General features: G+C 37.5%; 22 protein-coding genes. 19 read left to right on the forward strand and 3 right to left on the reverse strand.

Annotated elements, in window-relative coordinates; translation table 11 throughout:
• The 8 genes from QZ055_RS00310 to QZ055_RS00345 form a co-directional block, all read left to right on the forward strand.
• On the forward strand, nucleotides 1–853 hold an 853-nt coding region (locus tag QZ055_RS00310), incomplete at its 5' end, for a phosphoglycerate kinase (protein WP_295823844.1).
• Between the two features lies 1 nt (nucleotide 854).
• The gene (tpiA, locus tag QZ055_RS00315) at nucleotides 855–1,625 is read left to right on the forward strand and encodes a triose-phosphate isomerase (RefSeq protein WP_295783879.1); all 771 of its coding nucleotides are present in this window, start codon (nucleotides 855–857) and stop codon (nucleotides 1,623–1,625) included.
• Nucleotides 1,626–1,638: 13 nt separating this feature from the next.
• The gene (gene gpmI / locus QZ055_RS00320; protein ID WP_295823846.1) at nucleotides 1,639–3,165 is read left to right on the forward strand and encodes a 2,3-bisphosphoglycerate-independent phosphoglycerate mutase; all 1,527 of its coding nucleotides are present in this window, start codon (nucleotides 1,639–1,641) and stop codon (nucleotides 3,163–3,165) included.
• Nucleotides 3,166–3,279: 114 nt separating this feature from the next.
• A complete protein-coding gene (eno, locus tag QZ055_RS00325) occupies nucleotides 3,280–4,563 on the forward strand; it encodes a phosphopyruvate hydratase (protein WP_024065658.1) in 1,284 nt (427 codons plus the stop codon).
• Nucleotides 4,564–4,750: 187 nt separating this feature from the next.
• A complete protein-coding gene (locus tag QZ055_RS00330) occupies nucleotides 4,751–5,761 on the forward strand; it encodes a GspE/PulE family protein (RefSeq protein ID WP_005386289.1) in 1,011 nt (336 codons plus the stop codon).
• Entirely contained in the window at nucleotides 5,745–6,764 is a 1,020-nt protein-coding gene (locus tag QZ055_RS00335; RefSeq protein ID WP_295823849.1) for a type IV pilus twitching motility protein PilT, read from the forward strand. Before QZ055_RS00330 ends, QZ055_RS00335 begins: the two co-directional genes overlap by 17 nt.
• A gap of 8 nt (nucleotides 6,765–6,772) precedes the next feature.
• Nucleotides 6,773–7,948: a type II secretion system F family protein gene (locus QZ055_RS00340; RefSeq protein WP_295823850.1), complete on the forward strand. Its 1,176-nt coding sequence runs from the start codon at nucleotides 6,773–6,775 to the stop codon at nucleotides 7,946–7,948.
• A 52-nt stretch (nucleotides 7,949–8,000) separates the two neighbouring features.
• On the forward strand, nucleotides 8,001–8,375 hold the full coding sequence (locus QZ055_RS00345) for a prepilin-type N-terminal cleavage/methylation domain-containing protein (protein WP_295823852.1): 375 nt from the start codon (nucleotides 8,001–8,003) through the stop codon (nucleotides 8,373–8,375).
• Here QZ055_RS00345 and QZ055_RS00350 read toward each other — a convergent pair.
• From QZ055_RS00350 to QZ055_RS00360, 3 genes are all read right to left on the reverse strand, one after another.
• The gene (locus tag QZ055_RS00350; RefSeq protein WP_295823854.1) at nucleotides 8,368–9,438 is read right to left on the reverse strand and encodes a tyrosine-type recombinase/integrase; all 1,071 of its coding nucleotides are present in this window, start codon (nucleotides 9,436–9,438) and stop codon (nucleotides 8,368–8,370) included. The two genes, QZ055_RS00345 and QZ055_RS00350, sit on opposite strands and share 8 nt — an antisense overlap.
• Before the next feature lie 8 nt (nucleotides 9,439–9,446).
• Complete coding sequence (locus QZ055_RS00355) at nucleotides 9,447–9,704, reverse strand: ImmA/IrrE family metallo-endopeptidase (RefSeq protein WP_295823856.1); 258 nt, start codon at nucleotides 9,702–9,704, stop codon at nucleotides 9,447–9,449.
• 345 nt (nucleotides 9,705–10,049) lie between these two features.
• Nucleotides 10,050–10,403, reverse strand: coding sequence for a helix-turn-helix domain-containing protein (locus tag QZ055_RS00360; RefSeq protein WP_295823859.1), 354 nt, complete (start codon nucleotides 10,401–10,403; stop codon nucleotides 10,050–10,052).
• A 160-nt stretch (nucleotides 10,404–10,563) separates the two neighbouring features.
• On the opposite strand from QZ055_RS00360, the gene QZ055_RS00365 reads away from it, so the two are divergent.
• From QZ055_RS00365 to QZ055_RS00415, 11 genes are all read left to right on the forward strand, one after another.
• Nucleotides 10,564–10,758, forward strand: coding sequence for a hypothetical protein (locus tag QZ055_RS00365; RefSeq protein ID WP_295823860.1), 195 nt, complete (start codon nucleotides 10,564–10,566; stop codon nucleotides 10,756–10,758).
• Nucleotides 10,759–10,792: 34 nt separating this feature from the next.
• Complete coding sequence (locus QZ055_RS00370; protein ID WP_295823862.1) at nucleotides 10,793–11,095, forward strand: helix-turn-helix domain-containing protein; 303 nt, start codon at nucleotides 10,793–10,795, stop codon at nucleotides 11,093–11,095.
• A complete protein-coding gene (locus QZ055_RS00375; RefSeq protein WP_295823863.1) occupies nucleotides 11,088–11,303 on the forward strand; it encodes a hypothetical protein in 216 nt (71 codons plus the stop codon). Before QZ055_RS00370 ends, QZ055_RS00375 begins: the two co-directional genes overlap by 8 nt.
• A gap of 62 nt (nucleotides 11,304–11,365) precedes the next feature.
• Nucleotides 11,366–11,854, forward strand: coding sequence for a siphovirus Gp157 family protein (locus tag QZ055_RS00380; RefSeq protein ID WP_295823866.1), 489 nt, complete (start codon nucleotides 11,366–11,368; stop codon nucleotides 11,852–11,854).
• 7 nt (nucleotides 11,855–11,861) lie between these two features.
• A complete protein-coding gene (locus QZ055_RS00385; protein WP_295823869.1) occupies nucleotides 11,862–12,485 on the forward strand; it encodes an ERF family protein in 624 nt (207 codons plus the stop codon).
• Nucleotides 12,482–13,033 carry a hypothetical protein gene (locus QZ055_RS00390; protein WP_295823872.1) on the forward strand — a complete coding sequence of 184 codons (552 nt, stop codon included), beginning with the start codon at nucleotides 12,482–12,484 and terminating at the stop codon, nucleotides 13,031–13,033. The genes QZ055_RS00385 and QZ055_RS00390 overlap by 4 nt, the downstream gene beginning before the upstream one ends.
• The gene (locus tag QZ055_RS00395) at nucleotides 13,014–13,289 is read left to right on the forward strand and encodes an HNH endonuclease (protein WP_295823873.1); all 276 of its coding nucleotides are present in this window, start codon (nucleotides 13,014–13,016) and stop codon (nucleotides 13,287–13,289) included. Before QZ055_RS00390 ends, QZ055_RS00395 begins: the two co-directional genes overlap by 20 nt.
• Nucleotides 13,282–13,512 carry a hypothetical protein gene (locus QZ055_RS00400; protein ID WP_295823875.1) on the forward strand — a complete coding sequence of 77 codons (231 nt, stop codon included), beginning with the start codon at nucleotides 13,282–13,284 and terminating at the stop codon, nucleotides 13,510–13,512. The genes QZ055_RS00395 and QZ055_RS00400 overlap by 8 nt, the downstream gene beginning before the upstream one ends.
• Nucleotides 13,494–14,288, forward strand: a complete 795-nt coding sequence (locus QZ055_RS00405) for a hypothetical protein (protein ID WP_295823878.1) — start codon at nucleotides 13,494–13,496, stop codon at nucleotides 14,286–14,288. Before QZ055_RS00400 ends, QZ055_RS00405 begins: the two co-directional genes overlap by 19 nt.
• The gene (locus QZ055_RS00410) at nucleotides 14,263–14,907 is read left to right on the forward strand and encodes a hypothetical protein (RefSeq protein ID WP_295823880.1); all 645 of its coding nucleotides are present in this window, start codon (nucleotides 14,263–14,265) and stop codon (nucleotides 14,905–14,907) included. Before QZ055_RS00405 ends, QZ055_RS00410 begins: the two co-directional genes overlap by 26 nt.
• A complete protein-coding gene (locus QZ055_RS00415) occupies nucleotides 14,908–15,126 on the forward strand; it encodes a hypothetical protein (RefSeq protein ID WP_295823882.1) in 219 nt (72 codons plus the stop codon).

Consider the following 15,126-nt stretch of genomic DNA (forward strand, 5'->3'; position numbering starts at 1 on the left):
TGTATTGATGCTTGAAAACTTGCGTTACCACAATGAAGAAACTAAAAATGACCCTGAGTTTGCTAAACAATTAGCATCTCTTGCTGATGTAGCTATTAATGATGCGTTTGGTGTTTCTCACCGTAATGCAGCATCCGTAGTCGGTATTGCTGACTATATTCCTATGGCAGCAGGCTTCTTGCTCAAAAAAGAAATTGAAGCATTAAGTGCAGCGGTTGTACATCCTAAAACACCTATGGCAGCTATCATCGGTGGTGCTAAGGTAACAGATAAAATTTCTGTAATTTCTAATTTATTACCTAAAGTTGATGTCATGATTATCGGCGGCGGTATGGCTAACGCTTTCATTAAAGCACAAGGCTGTAACATTGGTAGCTCCTTATTCGAAGAAGGCCAAGAAGCTATCGCTACAGATCTTGTTATGGAAGCACGTGTAGCAGGGGCTAAATTATTGACTCCAATCGATGCTGTAGTAGCTGATGCTTTCAGCAACGATGCTAATACTAAAATCGTTGACGTTGAAAATATTGAAGATGGTTGGATGGTTCTAGATATCGGCCCTAAAACACGTGAGCTATATGTAGAAGCATTGGCGCCAATGAAGACTATTATTTGGAATGGTCCTATGGGCGTATTTGAAATGGAAAACTTTGCAGCTGGTACAAATGCGGTAGCAAAAGCTGTAGCTGAATCCGATGCGATGACTATCGTTGGTGGTGGTGACTCTGTAGCGGCTATTGAAAAAAGTGGCTTAGCAGACAAGATTAGCCATATCTCCACAGGTGGTGGCGCATCCTTGGAATTCTTAGAAGGTAAAATCCTACCAGGTATTGCTGCATTGTCTGAGGCATAATATGAGAAAACCCATTATTGCAGGAAATTGGAAAATGAATGGCACCATTGCGTCTGGATCTATCCTGATCGAAGCGTTTAACAGCGTGTTACAAGATATGGAATTATCCTGTGATGTAGTTGTTTGCCCGCCTTTTACAGCTATTGAACGTGCAGTAGCATTAACACGCGATACAGCTATTGCAGTAGGCGCACAAACCATGGATTATCATGATGCTGGTGCATTTACTGGTGAAATTTCACCACTTATGCTTACAGAGGTAGGCGTCAATTATGTTATCATTGGTCACTCTGAACGCCGTGAATATTATGGTGAAACAGATGAGACGGTAAATGCAAAGATTAAAAGTGCATTCCATCATAATTTGACACCTATTGTCTGTGTTGGTGAAAGTTTAGAACAACGTGAGTCCGGTCATACTCTTGACTGGATTACGTCTCAACTTAAAGGTGCTTTGGTTGATGTTCCGAAGGAACAAGTTAGCCAATTGATTGTTGCGTACGAACCAATTTGGGCTATCGGTACAGGAAAAACAGCAACTGCTGATCAAGCTGAAGAAGTATGTAAAGAAATTCGTGATTACATACGCTCTTTATACGATGATGAGACTGCTGATGCTGTGCGTATCCAATATGGTGGTAGTGTTAAATCTGAAAATGCTCTCGAAATCCTAGGAGAACCTAATATTGATGGGGCACTCGTAGGTGGTGCATCTTTAGTAGTTGATGAATTTATTGATATCATTAAAGCGGCAAATCAAGTAAGCGCTTAATATGAGGTTAAAAATGGCTAAATTAAAGGCTCCCGTAATGCTAGTCATCTTAGATGGCTTTGGCATGGGAGATCAATCAGATACAACCAATGCTGTAGTACAGGCGAAGCCGCACTGTTTTAATCAATTATGGGATACGTATCCACATACAAAATTAGAAGCATCAGGACTAGCGGTAGGCCTTCCAGAAGGCCAAATGGGGAATTCTGAGGTTGGCCATTTAAACCTGGGCTCTGGTCGCATTGTGTACCAAGATTTAACTCGTATTACTAAAGACGTTGAGTCTGGTGAGTTTTATAATCGCCCTGTTATAAAGGAAATATATGAAGTAGGCAAAAAACAAAGCTTACATCTTATCGGCCTAGTTTCTGATGGTAATGTGCATTGCTCCTTAGAACATATCAAGGCTGTTATTAAAGGCGCTCATGACAATGGTATTGAACATGTATATGTACATGCATTGCTCGATGGTCGTGATGTAGCACCTCAATGCGCACAAGGTTATATCAAAGATTTAGAAGCATATATGGCAGAGCTAAACTGTGGTAAAATTGCCACCGTTAGTGGTCGCTATTATGCAATGGATCGGGATAATCGTTGGGACCGTGTGGAACTTGCTTACAATGCTATTGTACATGGTCAAGGTGAAAGTGCCGCATCAGCTTGTGAAGCGGTACAACAATCTTATGATAAGGATGCAGCTGATGAGTTTGTTCTTCCTACAGTGATTGACACTGAAGGAACTATCAAGAATGGTGATGCTGTTATCTTCTGTAACTTCCGTCCAGACCGTGGGCGTGAACTTACAAAAGCCTTAGTATTGCCAGAATTTGATGGCTTTAACCGTGAACCATTATCCTTGTATATGGCGACCATGACCAAATATGAAGATGGCTTACCAGTTCATATTGTGTACGAAAAAGACATCTTGTCAGAAACATTAGGCGAAGTACTCAGTGTAGGTGGCTATCGTCAATTGCGTATTGCTGAAACAGAGAAATATGCCCATGTAACGTACTTCTTCAACGGCGGTAAAGAGGAACCATTTGAAGGCGAGGACCGCATCCTTGTAAAATCACCTCAAGTGGCAACTTATGATTTACAACCTGAGATGAGCGCTTATGAAGTGACTGATAAGGTTGTACAAGCTATTCAAGATGAAACATATGACATGATTATCTTGAACTTTGCAAACCCAGATATGGTCGGTCATACAGGTAGCTTTGAAGCAGCTGTTAAAGCAGTGCAAGCAGTAGATACTTGTTTAGGTCGAATCGTAGAGGCTATACGTAATAAAAAGGGTCATTTGTTGATTACCGCAGACCATGGTAATGCAGAGCTTATGGTTAACCATGAAACAGGTAAGGTGCATACAGCACATACAACGAACTTGGTACCGTTAATTTTAATGAGTGATACTCTAAAATCAGCTACATTAGAATCTGGTAAATTATGTGATATTGCGCCAACATTATTAGACTTGGCTGGCATAGATCAACCAAAATCTATGACTGGGCATAGTTTGGTAAAAAAAGCATAATATAGAGTTTTCACTATATTTATAGTTAATTAGAGTTATAACCTATATGGTTTAGCTCAATATATAATGATTGTCGTATGACAGTCATTCCATTAGATTTTATGAGGTGAAGAAATGGCAGTAATTGAACAAGTCATTGCAAGAGAAATTTTAGATTCCCGCGGTAACCCAACTGTTGAAGTTGAAGTATGTTTAGAAGATGGCACTATTGCAACAGCTGCAGTTCCATCTGGTGCTTCTACAGGTAAGTTTGAAGCTGTAGAATTACGTGATGGTGATAAATCCCGTTACTCTGGTAAAGGTGTATTAACAGCTATCGACAATGTTAATGCTAAAATCGGTCCTGCCATTATTGGTTATGATGCGACTGAACAAGTAGCTATCGATAACTTGATGTTGAAATTAGATGGTACAGACAATAAATCTAACTTAGGTGCTAATGCAATTCTTGGTGTATCTATGGCAGTAGCTCGTGCAGCAGCTGAATCCTTAGATTTGCCATTGTTTGCATACCTTGGCGGTTTCAACGCAAAAGAATTGCCAGTTCCTATGATGAATATCTTGAATGGCGGCGCACATGCGGATAATAACGTAGATATTCAAGAATTTATGATCATGCCTGTAGGCGCGGAATCCTTTGCTGAAGCTCTTCGTAGCTGTGCAGAAGTATATCATACATTGAAATCTGTACTTCATGATAAAGGCCTTAGCACTGCCGTAGGTGATGAAGGTGGTTTCGCACCAAACTTGGCATCTAACGAAGAAGCATTAGAAGTAATTTGTGAAGCTATTAAAGCGGCTGGTTATGAACCTGGTAAAGACTTCAAATTAGCTCTTGATTCTGCATCTTCTGAATTCTATGAAGATGGCAAATACAATTTAGCTGGCGAAGGCAAAGTTAAAACAGCTGCTGAAATGGTTGATTTCTACGAATACTTAGTAGGTAAATACCCAATCGTATCCATCGAAGATGGTCTTGCTGAAGAAGATTGGGATGGCTGGAAATTGTTGACAGAACGCCTTGGCGATCGCGTACAACTTGTTGGTGATGATTTATTCGTAACTAACACAAAACGTTTAGCTCGTGGTATTGAGCTTGGTGTAGGTAACTCCATTCTTGTAAAAGTTAACCAAATCGGTACTTTAACAGAAGCATTCGACGCTATGGAACTTGCTAAACGCGCAGGTTATACATGTGTAGTATCTCACCGCTCTGGCGAAACAGAGGATACATTTATCGCTGATATTGCAGTAGCTGTAAATGCTGGCCAAATTAAGACTGGTGCACCAGCTCGTTCTGAACGTGTAGCTAAATACAATCAATTGCTTCGCATTGAAGAAATGTTATACGAAACAGCACAATATAAAGGTAATGACGTTTTCTATAACTTAAAATAAAAATCGTCTTAGCTAAAAGTTCAATAAGGGCGCCCTTCGGGGCGCCTTTTTTGTATGCCTAAAATAAAAAAGTTTTCGCTTCGTGGATTTTTAAACATAAAAGAGGAATTAAAGATGTGATGTCGAACCATATAACGCCATACGCTAGTGTGAGGTAAAAACATACCGCAAGGTATAGGAGGTGACCATGTATGTAGATGTAACATTAGACGATATTATTCTGTATGCATTAGAGCATCATGTCAGCGATATTCACTTTGATCCAACTAAAAATGGTGTACAAATTAGATTACGACAAGATGGATTATTACAGACGCATATGACTGTATCAAACGAAGAGGCAGATCTTATTATTAACCGTATCAAGGTATGTAGTACGTTAGATATTAGTGAAAAGAGATTGCCTCAAGATGGTCGTTGGGCATGGAGTCATAAGGATACATCGGTAACGATGCGCGTATCTACATTACCCAGTTTATATGGAGAAACTTTGGTGTGTCGTCTTATGGGGAATGAAGGTAGTCATAAGGATCTAAAAGCGTTAGGCATGCGTGCAGATATTTTTGATCATATTGAACAGCTATTAAAACGTCCTTATGGATTGTTACTTATCTGTGGACCTACGGGAAGCGGCAAGACTGCTACCTTATATGCGATGCTCCGCATGTTGAATTTAGAGGAAACAAAGCTAATTTGCCTTGAAGACCCTGTAGAGGCTGAAATAAAAGGAGCCATTCAAATTGGTATTAACGAAAAAATCGGCTTTACCTTTGCCAAAGGGTTAAGATCTGTGCTACGTCAAGATCCAGATACGATTATGATCGGTGAGATTCGGGATAAGGAGACGGCAGAGCTGGCTGTTAAATCAGCTTTAACCGGACACCGTGTACTATCCACTATTCATACAAATACAGCACTTGGTGTTGTAACGCGTCTCATGGATATGGGGGTAGAACCGTATTTAATACGGGCTACCTTGATGGGGGCCATTGCACAACGTCTAGTTAGAAAATTTGATGGTACATCGTATCACGGACGGACTGCTCTGTTTGAATACTTAGAGATACCTATTAATTCGGCTCAGTGGGATCAATTAGAGGCACATGTATTACTGTCCTTAGAAGATTCCGCCCGTGAAGCCGTAGCTCAACATGTTACATCTATAGAGGAGGTGCATCGTTGTGGACTCATGCTGTAATAGTGAAAGTTTAGAAACCATTGTTGAAGAGGCTATACACTTATCATCAACAGATATTCATCTACAATGTGGCGAGCCTATCTATTTGAGACATGGTGATGGATTAAAGGCCACTCAATTTGTATGTACCACTACGTTGATTGAAGATATTTTGCGACGTTGTGGTATAGCATCGTATGAATGGCAATCTATTGATGAAGCTTGTTCCTGTTGTGGTGTACGTATTCGTGTTCATCTGTATCGAGCTAATCAAACTATATGTGGCACACTTCGCTTATTGTGTCATCAACAACTTAAACTGGATGATAATAGTGAAGGTCAACTCCTACAAAAATTATGTGAATCTCATGATGGTTTATTGCTCGTCTGTGGCCCTACAGGCAGTGGTAAAAGTTTTACCTTAGCTTGCTGTATTGATTATATCAATCAAACAATGGAGCGTCACATCATCACCTTAGAAGACCCCATCGAATTTGAGTTTAAACCTAAGAAATCGTTAATTCATCAACGCCAATTAGGTGCAGATATTAAGTCTATGTCTGATGGTATTCGAGATGCATTGAGGGAGGATCCAGATGTCATTATGGTAGGAGAACTCCGAGATCGAGAAACCTTAGAGGCTGCTCTTCATGCAGCCGAAACAGGTCATCTTGTGATGGCAACCATGCATACACAGCGGGCTGTAATGGCTGTTCACCGTATGATTTCACTATTCCCTGGTGAACAACAAGAGGAGGTGCGTAGTCAAATATCTCAAGTACTACGTGCCGTTATATGTCAACGGCTCCTTCGATGGAATAAAAAGTTCATTACCATTCGGGATATTTTGCTAAACACGCATGCGGTAGCGAATTTGATACGTACTCGTAAGGAACCACAGATTATTTCTATTCAAGAAACACAATTACCTATGAAAACACTAGAGATGGCCGTACGAGATGCGAAGGTACAATATGGCTCTCAGCAACAACTACATACATTATTAGATCAACAATTATCGTAGGTGAAGGTATGGAGGCTTATGAATATGTCGTAAAAGATGAGAATAATGAAACGATCAAAGGTTTAATATGGGCGGATTCAGAACAGGAGGTCGGCACACGGTTAAAGCGAGATGGATATAAGATTTATAAAATTACCTTACAAGTAAATAAGAAGAAACATAAGTGGAATCATACTATGGTGGTAGATGTAACCTATCAATTAGGACTACTCATCGAATCTGGCGTGCCTTTACGACGAGCATTACAGTTATTGTGTCAGGGAAAGCGAGGCCTTTTATATACAGCCTTATATGAATCGATTGAGCGTGGTCAAACGTTGTCTCAAGCATTGCGAAGTGAAGGTTGTCCTGCCATTGCACTGGCTTTATTAGAAAGTGGAGAGGCCGCAGGTACATTAGGAGAAAGCTTGCAATATATATCACGTCACTATGATTGGGAACGACAGCTACGGCAAAAGGTTATCAGTGCTATTTCTTATCCATTATTTTTACTTGTATTAATGAATATCTTTTTTCTTGTTACCATCTTGTTTATTGTTCCATCCTTTGAAAAGGTTTTTACCACCATGCATATTACATTACCAGTGATGACGCGAGCCCTCTTTGCATTAGGACAAGGGTTAAAGAATCATCCCATAGTGGTTGTTATTCTGCATTGTGTAGGCCTAGGAGCTATGGTCTTTGCATATCATCAACATAGTATAAAACGCAAAGTACATCGTTGGCTTTGGCAGTTGGCTCACCGATACCAATGGATGACCTGCATTTACTATACAAGTATGTTGAAAGTTTGGGCGCTTTTGTTAGATTCTGGAATTTCTATTATTCACACAGTGAATATTACAAGACCTTTATGGGGCAATATGTATGGTGCCGAATGTAGTGAAAAGGTAGAAGCAAAATTATTATCAGGCCATTCTTTTGAAGAGAGCCTAAGAACGGAGAATATTGGAAATTCCTTTATATGGCAAATGATCTCTATTGGAGAGGAAAGTGGGGAACTCGTAAAGATGTTAGAACATTGTGGACATTATTATGAATCTATACTTTCAAAATATATTGCCCGTCTTGAGAGACTATTAGAACCGATATTACTGACTTTGATGGGAATCGGTGTAGCCGTTTTGGTTGTATCTGTTATGTATCCGTTGTTTACGTCTATTGCTAAATTGGGAGGGCAGTAGGCATTGTTATCAAGCTATTTTACAGGATTAATAATGATAAAAGGAGGATATTATGAGTTCTGTTATGCACCTAGTTCATGGATTAAATCATAGATTAGAAATATGTGGTCAATGGATTGTAGAACATCTACAAATTAATCATGTTCGAGAAAACCTTAAAAAATCGAGAAAAGGTGGATTTACTCTTGTAGAATTAATGGTTGTCGTTGCAGTTATTGCCATATTAGCGGCCATTGCGATGCCACAATTTCTATCGGCTGCTGATAGAGCGCGAACTGCGAAGGAAACAGCAGATATTCAAATTATTAAAAATGCAACACAGCTCTATATGATTGTTAAAGATGTAAGTGTAAAGAAGTGCTTATTTAATGTATCTTTTAGATATAATACTTTCAATTCGTCAAAAATCGTCAAAAATTTTATTTAAAAATATTAGCAACTGCATTTGATGCTGCTGCTTTCATTTCATCGTTATAATGCACATAGGTTTTCATAACCATTTGTGGTGTATCACCAAGTAAAGATGATACAGTTTTCACATCAAGTCCGTTAGCTAATAGTTTTGTAGCGTAGGTGTGTCTAAGGTTATGTGCTGATAGGTTATCTCCAAAGCGTTTCAAGTATGTGTTTATTTGCCATTTAACACCATTTTTCTTGTATGGGTTTAACACTAAATCATGTTCAAACTCTAACTCATGTGATTTGTACTCTATAAGTATGTTTTTTAATATAGGCGGAATTGGCAAAATTCGCACCGAATTGGCGGTTTTAGTTTTCTCAAAGGTGATAACACCTTTACGGAAAGAAAGTTGCTTATTGATGTGAATTTGGCGATTTTCTATGGATATATCATTCCAAGTTAAACCATATACTTCACTAAACCTCATTCCTGTATATCTAGCTATCTGTAAAAAGTAATAGGCTTGTGGATATTTCTCACGCATATATTTTGCAAACTGGTTTAAATCTTCATCGGTTATTGTATGGATCATATTCTTACGTTCGACACGTGGCAACCTAACACCAGTACATGGGTTATCACTAATTATCTTGTATGGGTTGATAGCTATATAGAATATCCTTTCCACTACCTTATAATACGAATTGATAGTAGTAGGTGAGTTAGCCATTTTATTTACCGCATTTTGAATGTGTAACGGCTTAATATCTGACAACTTCATATCGTGGATAAACTTGAAAGCACACACCGCATGACGATACATAACCAAAGTATTATGCGTGACGTGTGCCTTTTTTATTTCAAGGAACATATCCGCAAATTCCTTGAATGTTAATTCTTTTAATTCTGTATCTTTTGTGAGTAATGCGGTTTTGTCTAATTCCTTAACTATAACGTGTCCGTATTCCTTAGCCTCACGTTTAGTTTTGAAACCCTGTTTAGACTTCTGTTTCCATTTGTAGCCGTCTTTGTATGCGACTATGATTTGAAACCCTTTATCCTTTTTTCTTATTGTAAAGTTGTATTGCATGGTATACCTCACAATATATGCGTGTAGAAATTTATTCCCTCGAACTCAATTTCCCTTGCGTGTGCCATGCGTTCTAATAAATCAATATTAGCGTGGCTGAACATATCATCATTTAATATATGACCTATCTCATGCAGTATTCCTTTACGTTGTACATCAATAGGTTTATCACGATTAACTAGAATGGTGTAAGTGCCATCATCGTTTAAAGTAAGTACTGCATTTTGAGATGGTCTTAACTTTGTGTAGATTAAAACTATATTCATATACATTCCCCCTTATGGGAGTATTGTACATAAAATAATGTGTATAATTTTTCGCATTATTTATTTGTGATTGAGTGGAATATCCAAACCAGTACAGATGTTAGCCATATAGACATTGACGATACTATACCTACGCTTAATACAAAGTTAGGTTTGTAATTAATAAATAATACGTTTAGTAGAATTGAAATGATTAACCACGGAACAAAAACGCTATAAGGTTTATTTTGCTTAGAATAGAATAATATAAATAATATAGTGGCTATGATACCTACAACACCTGCAACAGTAGGATAACCAAAGAAATAAGCAACTATAGATATAACAGAGAATAGTAGTTCCATATTATTTGCCCTCACGTTTCTTTAACATTTCAATAGTGTTGATTACAAAATCAATATCATCCTTGGACATATCCTTACTTGCATCAAAGAGTAATTTAAGGTTTGGGTTATCTTTTACTGCTTGTGCGTATTCTGACACCTTTTGATCATTGTAATAATGTAAACCCATTAAATCTTCTGGTGTTGTATTTAAAGCCTCAGCGAATGCAAATATTTTAGATTGAGCCAAATCAATTTTACCGCTTTCAATTTTAGCGATGCTGGTTCTATCTTTATAACCAACTTTTCTTGCCAACTCATCTTGCGACATTTTCAGGTTTTCTCTTAATGTTTTTATATTGTCATATAGTGTCATATCAAATCACCTCTTAACGCTATTATCCATTATGATTTTAAATGTAACGTGAAAAAAAATCAACTTTTTTAGGAAAAAGTGTTGACACATATTCACCATAATGTTATATTATGAGTGTGAATTAAATTCACACATAACAAAATACGAAAGGGGGTGTAGAATGGACACACTCAAAGAAATTATTAATGCTAAAGGTTTTAAGTTAAATTTTGTAGCTAGTGAGTTAAACATCACTAGAAAGGCTTTATATAAGAAGTTGAGAGGTGATAGCGAATTTAAAGCTAGTGAAATTGCACGATTGGTTGATATGTTGAGATTAACCAGCAAAGAAACTAAGGAAATTTTTTTTAAATAAAATAGTGAATTAAATTCACACAAGGGGATGAGATATGGAGAGCCTTGTATATACAGTTGACCAAGTAGCCGAACTGTTACAAATCTCAACAACATCTGTTTACAACCTAAGAAATGATGGAACGCTAACACAACTACCAAATATAAGTGGTGTGAAATTTAGCAAAAGAGAGGTTGAAGCACTAGCAGGTGTTGAGGATGAATACAACGCAATCGGTTACAGAAAACTACAAAGTGAGGTGGAGAGCCTAAGAAAAGAAAATCGTAAGTTAAAGAGTGAAATAAAAAAAATCACCAGCCAAATGCTAGTGATTGTAGGAGAAGATTTGAATGATTAAGTTATGTTACGCACTACGCACCATTGCAGCGATATTAGTTGTTGGTGGAATGGGAAGTCTACAGTTAGACACAATAGACTTTTGGACATTCTTTTGTCAATCAATGCTAGGAGTGGTGATGTGGATATTAGTTGGATATTGGTTAGACGATATCCAATATTACGAAAAGAAAAAAAGTCCGCTAGTGAAAAGTGTAGAAGAAGTTTAGCGGACTTAGTGTAAGGAGTATTAGAAAATACTCTACTTGTATTTTAGCATAGGAGATTTTGAATGCCAAGTTTATATGAACTAAATAAAGATTATAAAGAGTTGCAAGCAATGTTAGAGGTGGCTGAAACCGAAGAGGATATGCAAGCCATCCAAGATACTTTGGATATGTTAGACTGCAGCATCGATGAGAAAATCGAAAATACTGCAATGTTTATCCGTAACCTAAAAGGTGATATTCAAGCGTTTAAGGATGAGTCCAAACGGCTAAGTGCTAAAGCTAAGACTTTGGAAAATATGACAGAACGATTGAAGAATAACATAGATCATGTCATGAAAGAAAACCAATTAACAGAAAAGAAAGTTGGACAATTCAAATGCTACTACAAAGCAAGCGAAACAGTAGAAATTGATGATTTGTATGCATTGCCTGATGAATTTAGAAAAACAACAATTACTGCTGATAAAGTGGCAATCAAAAAAGCAATCAAAGCAGAACAAGAAGTAGCTGGTGCGAGAATTGAAACACACATGAATTTACAGATTGGTTAGGTGAAACATGGAAAACATAGAAAAAATAACTGATAGCCAAGTAGTTTTAAATCAAAGGGTTGGTGATATTCAACATAAGTTGAAAGCACCTAAAGGACAATACAATTCCTTTGGTAAATATAACTATCGCAGCTGTGAAGATATTTTAGAGGGTGTTAAACCGTTGTTAAAAGAACACAACTTAGCACTTCTTATTGATGATGAAATCGTACAAATTGGTGATCGATACTATGTGAAAGCTACCGCAAAAATTACGGATGGTAGAGAGATTGTAAGTGCGACTGCATATGCAAGAGAACCTGATACAAAAAAAGGTATGGATGAAAGTCAAATTACAGGTGCCACATCATCTTACGCTAGAAAGTACGCACTCAATGCGTTGTTATGTATCGATGATACAAAAGATGCTGACACAATGGATAATAGCAAAAAGCCTGCACAACAAACACAAGAAACTGTTTACAACTGGCAAACACTAAAAGCTAGAGCCACACAAGGTGGTATTAGCGAAGATGATTTGAAACATTATCTAAAAGAAACGCTAAAAGTTAATGAGTCAAAAGACATGACACAAGAACTTTATCAACAAGCGTTCAACTGGGTGAATGCCCAAAGGTACGCTAAACGATGAAGTGGACAACAAATAATATCGAAACATTAAGAAGTCCACTAGGTGTAATGGTAGTAATACCTGCACCACATGACAATGATCTATCAAAGATTACTACTGATAAAGAGTACATAGTAGAAATTAAACGTAAAACTAAATCAAGAAGTCTAAATGCTAATTCTTATTGCTGGGTGTTATGTCAAAATATAGCACTTGAACTTAGTAAACATAGCTACACAACAAAAGAAGATGTATACAAAAAAGCTATAAAGGACTGTGGACATTTCACATATGTTCCAGTCCGTGAGGATGCAGTCGAACGCTATATTCAAATATGGCAAGCACATGGTATCGGATGGCTGGCGGAAGATGCTGGAGAATGTCAGAGCCTAAAAGGGTATCACAACATAATGTGTTACCACGGCTCATCGGTATATACAACTGCAGAAATGCAACGGCTTATTGACTGCTTAGTTGATGAGTGCAACCAGCTTGGAATAAAACGTGATGATAGCGATTATGTCCAATCGTTAGTTAAGGGGTGGGAGAGTGAACAAACGGAAACGTGAAGATGAAAAGCTACTAAAACAAAATAGACCTAAAGTGCTTGAACGTGATAACTACTCATGCGTACTGTGTGGCGGTCATGAGGGTATATCGATACATCACATTGTATTCCGTTCACAGTTAGGTAAAAGCACGATGGATAACCTAGCTTGCTTGTGTGTGCATTGCCACATACCAATAGCACATGGGGTGTTTGCTAAAGAAACTAGAAAGCGATTACAAGAAATTGTTAAGGAAAGGATGAAACACTATGAATAAAGACCGATTGGGTGAATACGAAAAACTAGAAATGTTAAGAGCATTGATTAGTGCTAGAATTATGTACTTTGAGAATAAGCAAGGGGCTAAAAATTACCATCAAGACATAATCGATGAATATAAAATGCTAGAAAATGTTGTGTGTGCTGCATTAAATCCTCTTTTACGTGAAGCGATTGATGAATTGTTAGGAAAGGTTAGTGCATGGCAGAAAGAAGAATGATGGCAAAGTCCATTATTAAATCAGACCAATTCCTTGATATGCCAGCTACAACACAAAACCTATACTTTCATATGTTGTTAGATGCAGATGATGATGGGTTTGTAAATGCGCCTAAATCTATCATGCGTATAGTTGGTGCTAAAGATGATGATATGAAGTTGTTAGTAGCTAAACAATTTGTAATAAGTTTTGGTAGTGGTGTTATCGTAATCAAACATTGGAAGATACATAACTACATACAAAGTGATCGTTACAAACCAAGTATACAACCTGAAAGAAAGTTATTAGAAATTACTGCAAACAAAGAGTATCAGTTGAATGAAAGCCATGTATCCACATTGGATACAGAATGTATACAAGATGTATCCGTAGGTAAGGTAAGGTTAGGTAAGGCTAGTATAGGTAAGGTTAGGTTAGATAAGACTATAGAGGGCGAATGTGAGAAACCACATTCACCAAAGCGTAAAACTTTTACTAAACCTACTATTGATGAAATACAAGACTACTGCATTGAAAGAAACAACAATGTAAACGCTGAACAATTTTATGACTATTACGAAAGTAATGGTTGGAAAGTAGGCAAAAATTCCATGAAAGATTGGAAAGCAGCGGTCAGAACATGGGAGCGTAGTGAATACAGAAATCTAAAAGTGAGTAAGAAACAACAAGCCATTGATGTTGTTAATGATTTAATGCAAGAGTTTGGGGGTGCAAATGAACAATCAACAACAGATAGTGAAAGCACTATCGATGTTACAGCTAGCGTACAGTACTGATATGCCAAAGGAACGCATGAAGTTATATGTTTATAAGCTATCAGATATTAACCCAGTTACGTTAGAACAAGCGGTGAATAATTTAATTGATAGATGTAAATTCTTACCAACGATTGCAGAAATCAGAGAGGAATGTTCCGCATTAAGTGCCTTTGTAAATGCACATGAGGAACTACCGACTGCACAAGATGCATGGGAAAGAGTGTATCAAGTAGCTAGATCATATGGCTATGAAAAAGGTTTAGAAAAGTTAGAGGGTTTAACAAAACAATGTGCCAGGGCAATTTGGAAATCGTTCGACCCTCAAAACGGCGATAACTTCAACGAAACATCATGTAGGGCGCAGTTTGTTAAGAACTACGAAGTACAAGAAACAAGGGAACGTGAGCGATTGAGATTGTCTAATTCGATTAAAGATAATCACTTGTTGTTAAAGGCAAGAGAAAAAGCAGAACGTGAACGAGTGCTGCTAAATGCTGGTAAAAAGCAAATCGAAATGACCTCTACAGGAAACTTGGTAGAGGTAGCAAAAGAACCAGTTGATGTAACAGAAATAATCAACAAAAGCAAAATATCAGATAAAGGGAAAGAGTTATTGAAACAAGCAATAGGGGGATAAATGAAAGAAAGAGTGAAAGAATTTGATGTCAGCGTGAATGTCAATTTCAATATTAGCTTTCAAGTGCTGGCAACTAGCGAGGCACAAGCAAGAGTAAAGATTGAAAACTTGCTTGAAATTATGAGGAATGAGGCAACAGTCGATTGCCACATTCACAAAAACTACGATGTGTTTGTTGATGAAGTAGATGCTGAATTAAATCAAATCAGTTATTGGTAA

Source organism: uncultured Veillonella sp., from assembly GCF_905209685.1.
Taxonomy (GTDB): domain Bacteria; phylum Bacillota; class Negativicutes; order Veillonellales; family Veillonellaceae; genus Veillonella.

Excerpts from the sequence above, each read along its gene's own strand:
- tpiA (WP_295783879.1), top strand. The coding sequence starts at position 855 with ATGAGAAAACCCATTATTGCAGGAAATTGGAAAATGAATGGCACCATT.
- gpmI (WP_295823846.1), top strand. The coding sequence starts at position 1,639 with ATGGCTAAATTAAAGGCTCCCGTAATGCTAGTCATCTTAGATGGCTTT.
- eno (WP_024065658.1), top strand. The coding sequence starts at position 3,280 with ATGGCAGTAATTGAACAAGTCATTGCAAGAGAAATTTTAGATTCCCGC.
- QZ055_RS00330 (WP_005386289.1), top strand. The coding sequence starts at position 4,751 with ATGTATGTAGATGTAACATTAGACGATATTATTCTGTATGCATTAGAG.
- QZ055_RS00340 (WP_295823850.1), top strand. The coding sequence starts at position 6,773 with ATGGAGGCTTATGAATATGTCGTAAAAGATGAGAATAATGAAACGATC.
- QZ055_RS00345 (WP_295823852.1), top strand. The coding sequence starts at position 8,001 with ATGAGTTCTGTTATGCACCTAGTTCATGGATTAAATCATAGATTAGAA.
- QZ055_RS00350 (WP_295823854.1), bottom strand. The coding sequence starts at position 9,438 with ATGCAATACAACTTTACAATAAGAAAAAAGGATAAAGGGTTTCAAATC.
- QZ055_RS00355 (WP_295823856.1), bottom strand. The coding sequence starts at position 9,704 with ATGAATATAGTTTTAATCTACACAAAGTTAAGACCATCTCAAAATGCA.
- QZ055_RS00360 (WP_295823859.1), bottom strand. The coding sequence starts at position 10,403 with ATGACACTATATGACAATATAAAAACATTAAGAGAAAACCTGAAAATG.
- QZ055_RS00365 (WP_295823860.1), top strand. The coding sequence starts at position 10,564 with ATGGACACACTCAAAGAAATTATTAATGCTAAAGGTTTTAAGTTAAAT.
- QZ055_RS00370 (WP_295823862.1), top strand. The coding sequence starts at position 10,793 with ATGGAGAGCCTTGTATATACAGTTGACCAAGTAGCCGAACTGTTACAA.
- QZ055_RS00375 (WP_295823863.1), top strand. The coding sequence starts at position 11,088 with ATGATTAAGTTATGTTACGCACTACGCACCATTGCAGCGATATTAGTT.
- QZ055_RS00380 (WP_295823866.1), top strand. The coding sequence starts at position 11,366 with ATGCCAAGTTTATATGAACTAAATAAAGATTATAAAGAGTTGCAAGCA.
- QZ055_RS00385 (WP_295823869.1), top strand. The coding sequence starts at position 11,862 with ATGGAAAACATAGAAAAAATAACTGATAGCCAAGTAGTTTTAAATCAA.
- QZ055_RS00390 (WP_295823872.1), top strand. The coding sequence starts at position 12,482 with ATGAAGTGGACAACAAATAATATCGAAACATTAAGAAGTCCACTAGGT.
- QZ055_RS00400 (WP_295823875.1), top strand. The coding sequence starts at position 13,282 with ATGAATAAAGACCGATTGGGTGAATACGAAAAACTAGAAATGTTAAGA.
- QZ055_RS00405 (WP_295823878.1), top strand. The coding sequence starts at position 13,494 with ATGGCAGAAAGAAGAATGATGGCAAAGTCCATTATTAAATCAGACCAA.
- QZ055_RS00410 (WP_295823880.1), top strand. The coding sequence starts at position 14,263 with ATGTTACAGCTAGCGTACAGTACTGATATGCCAAAGGAACGCATGAAG.
- QZ055_RS00415 (WP_295823882.1), top strand. The coding sequence starts at position 14,908 with ATGAAAGAAAGAGTGAAAGAATTTGATGTCAGCGTGAATGTCAATTTC.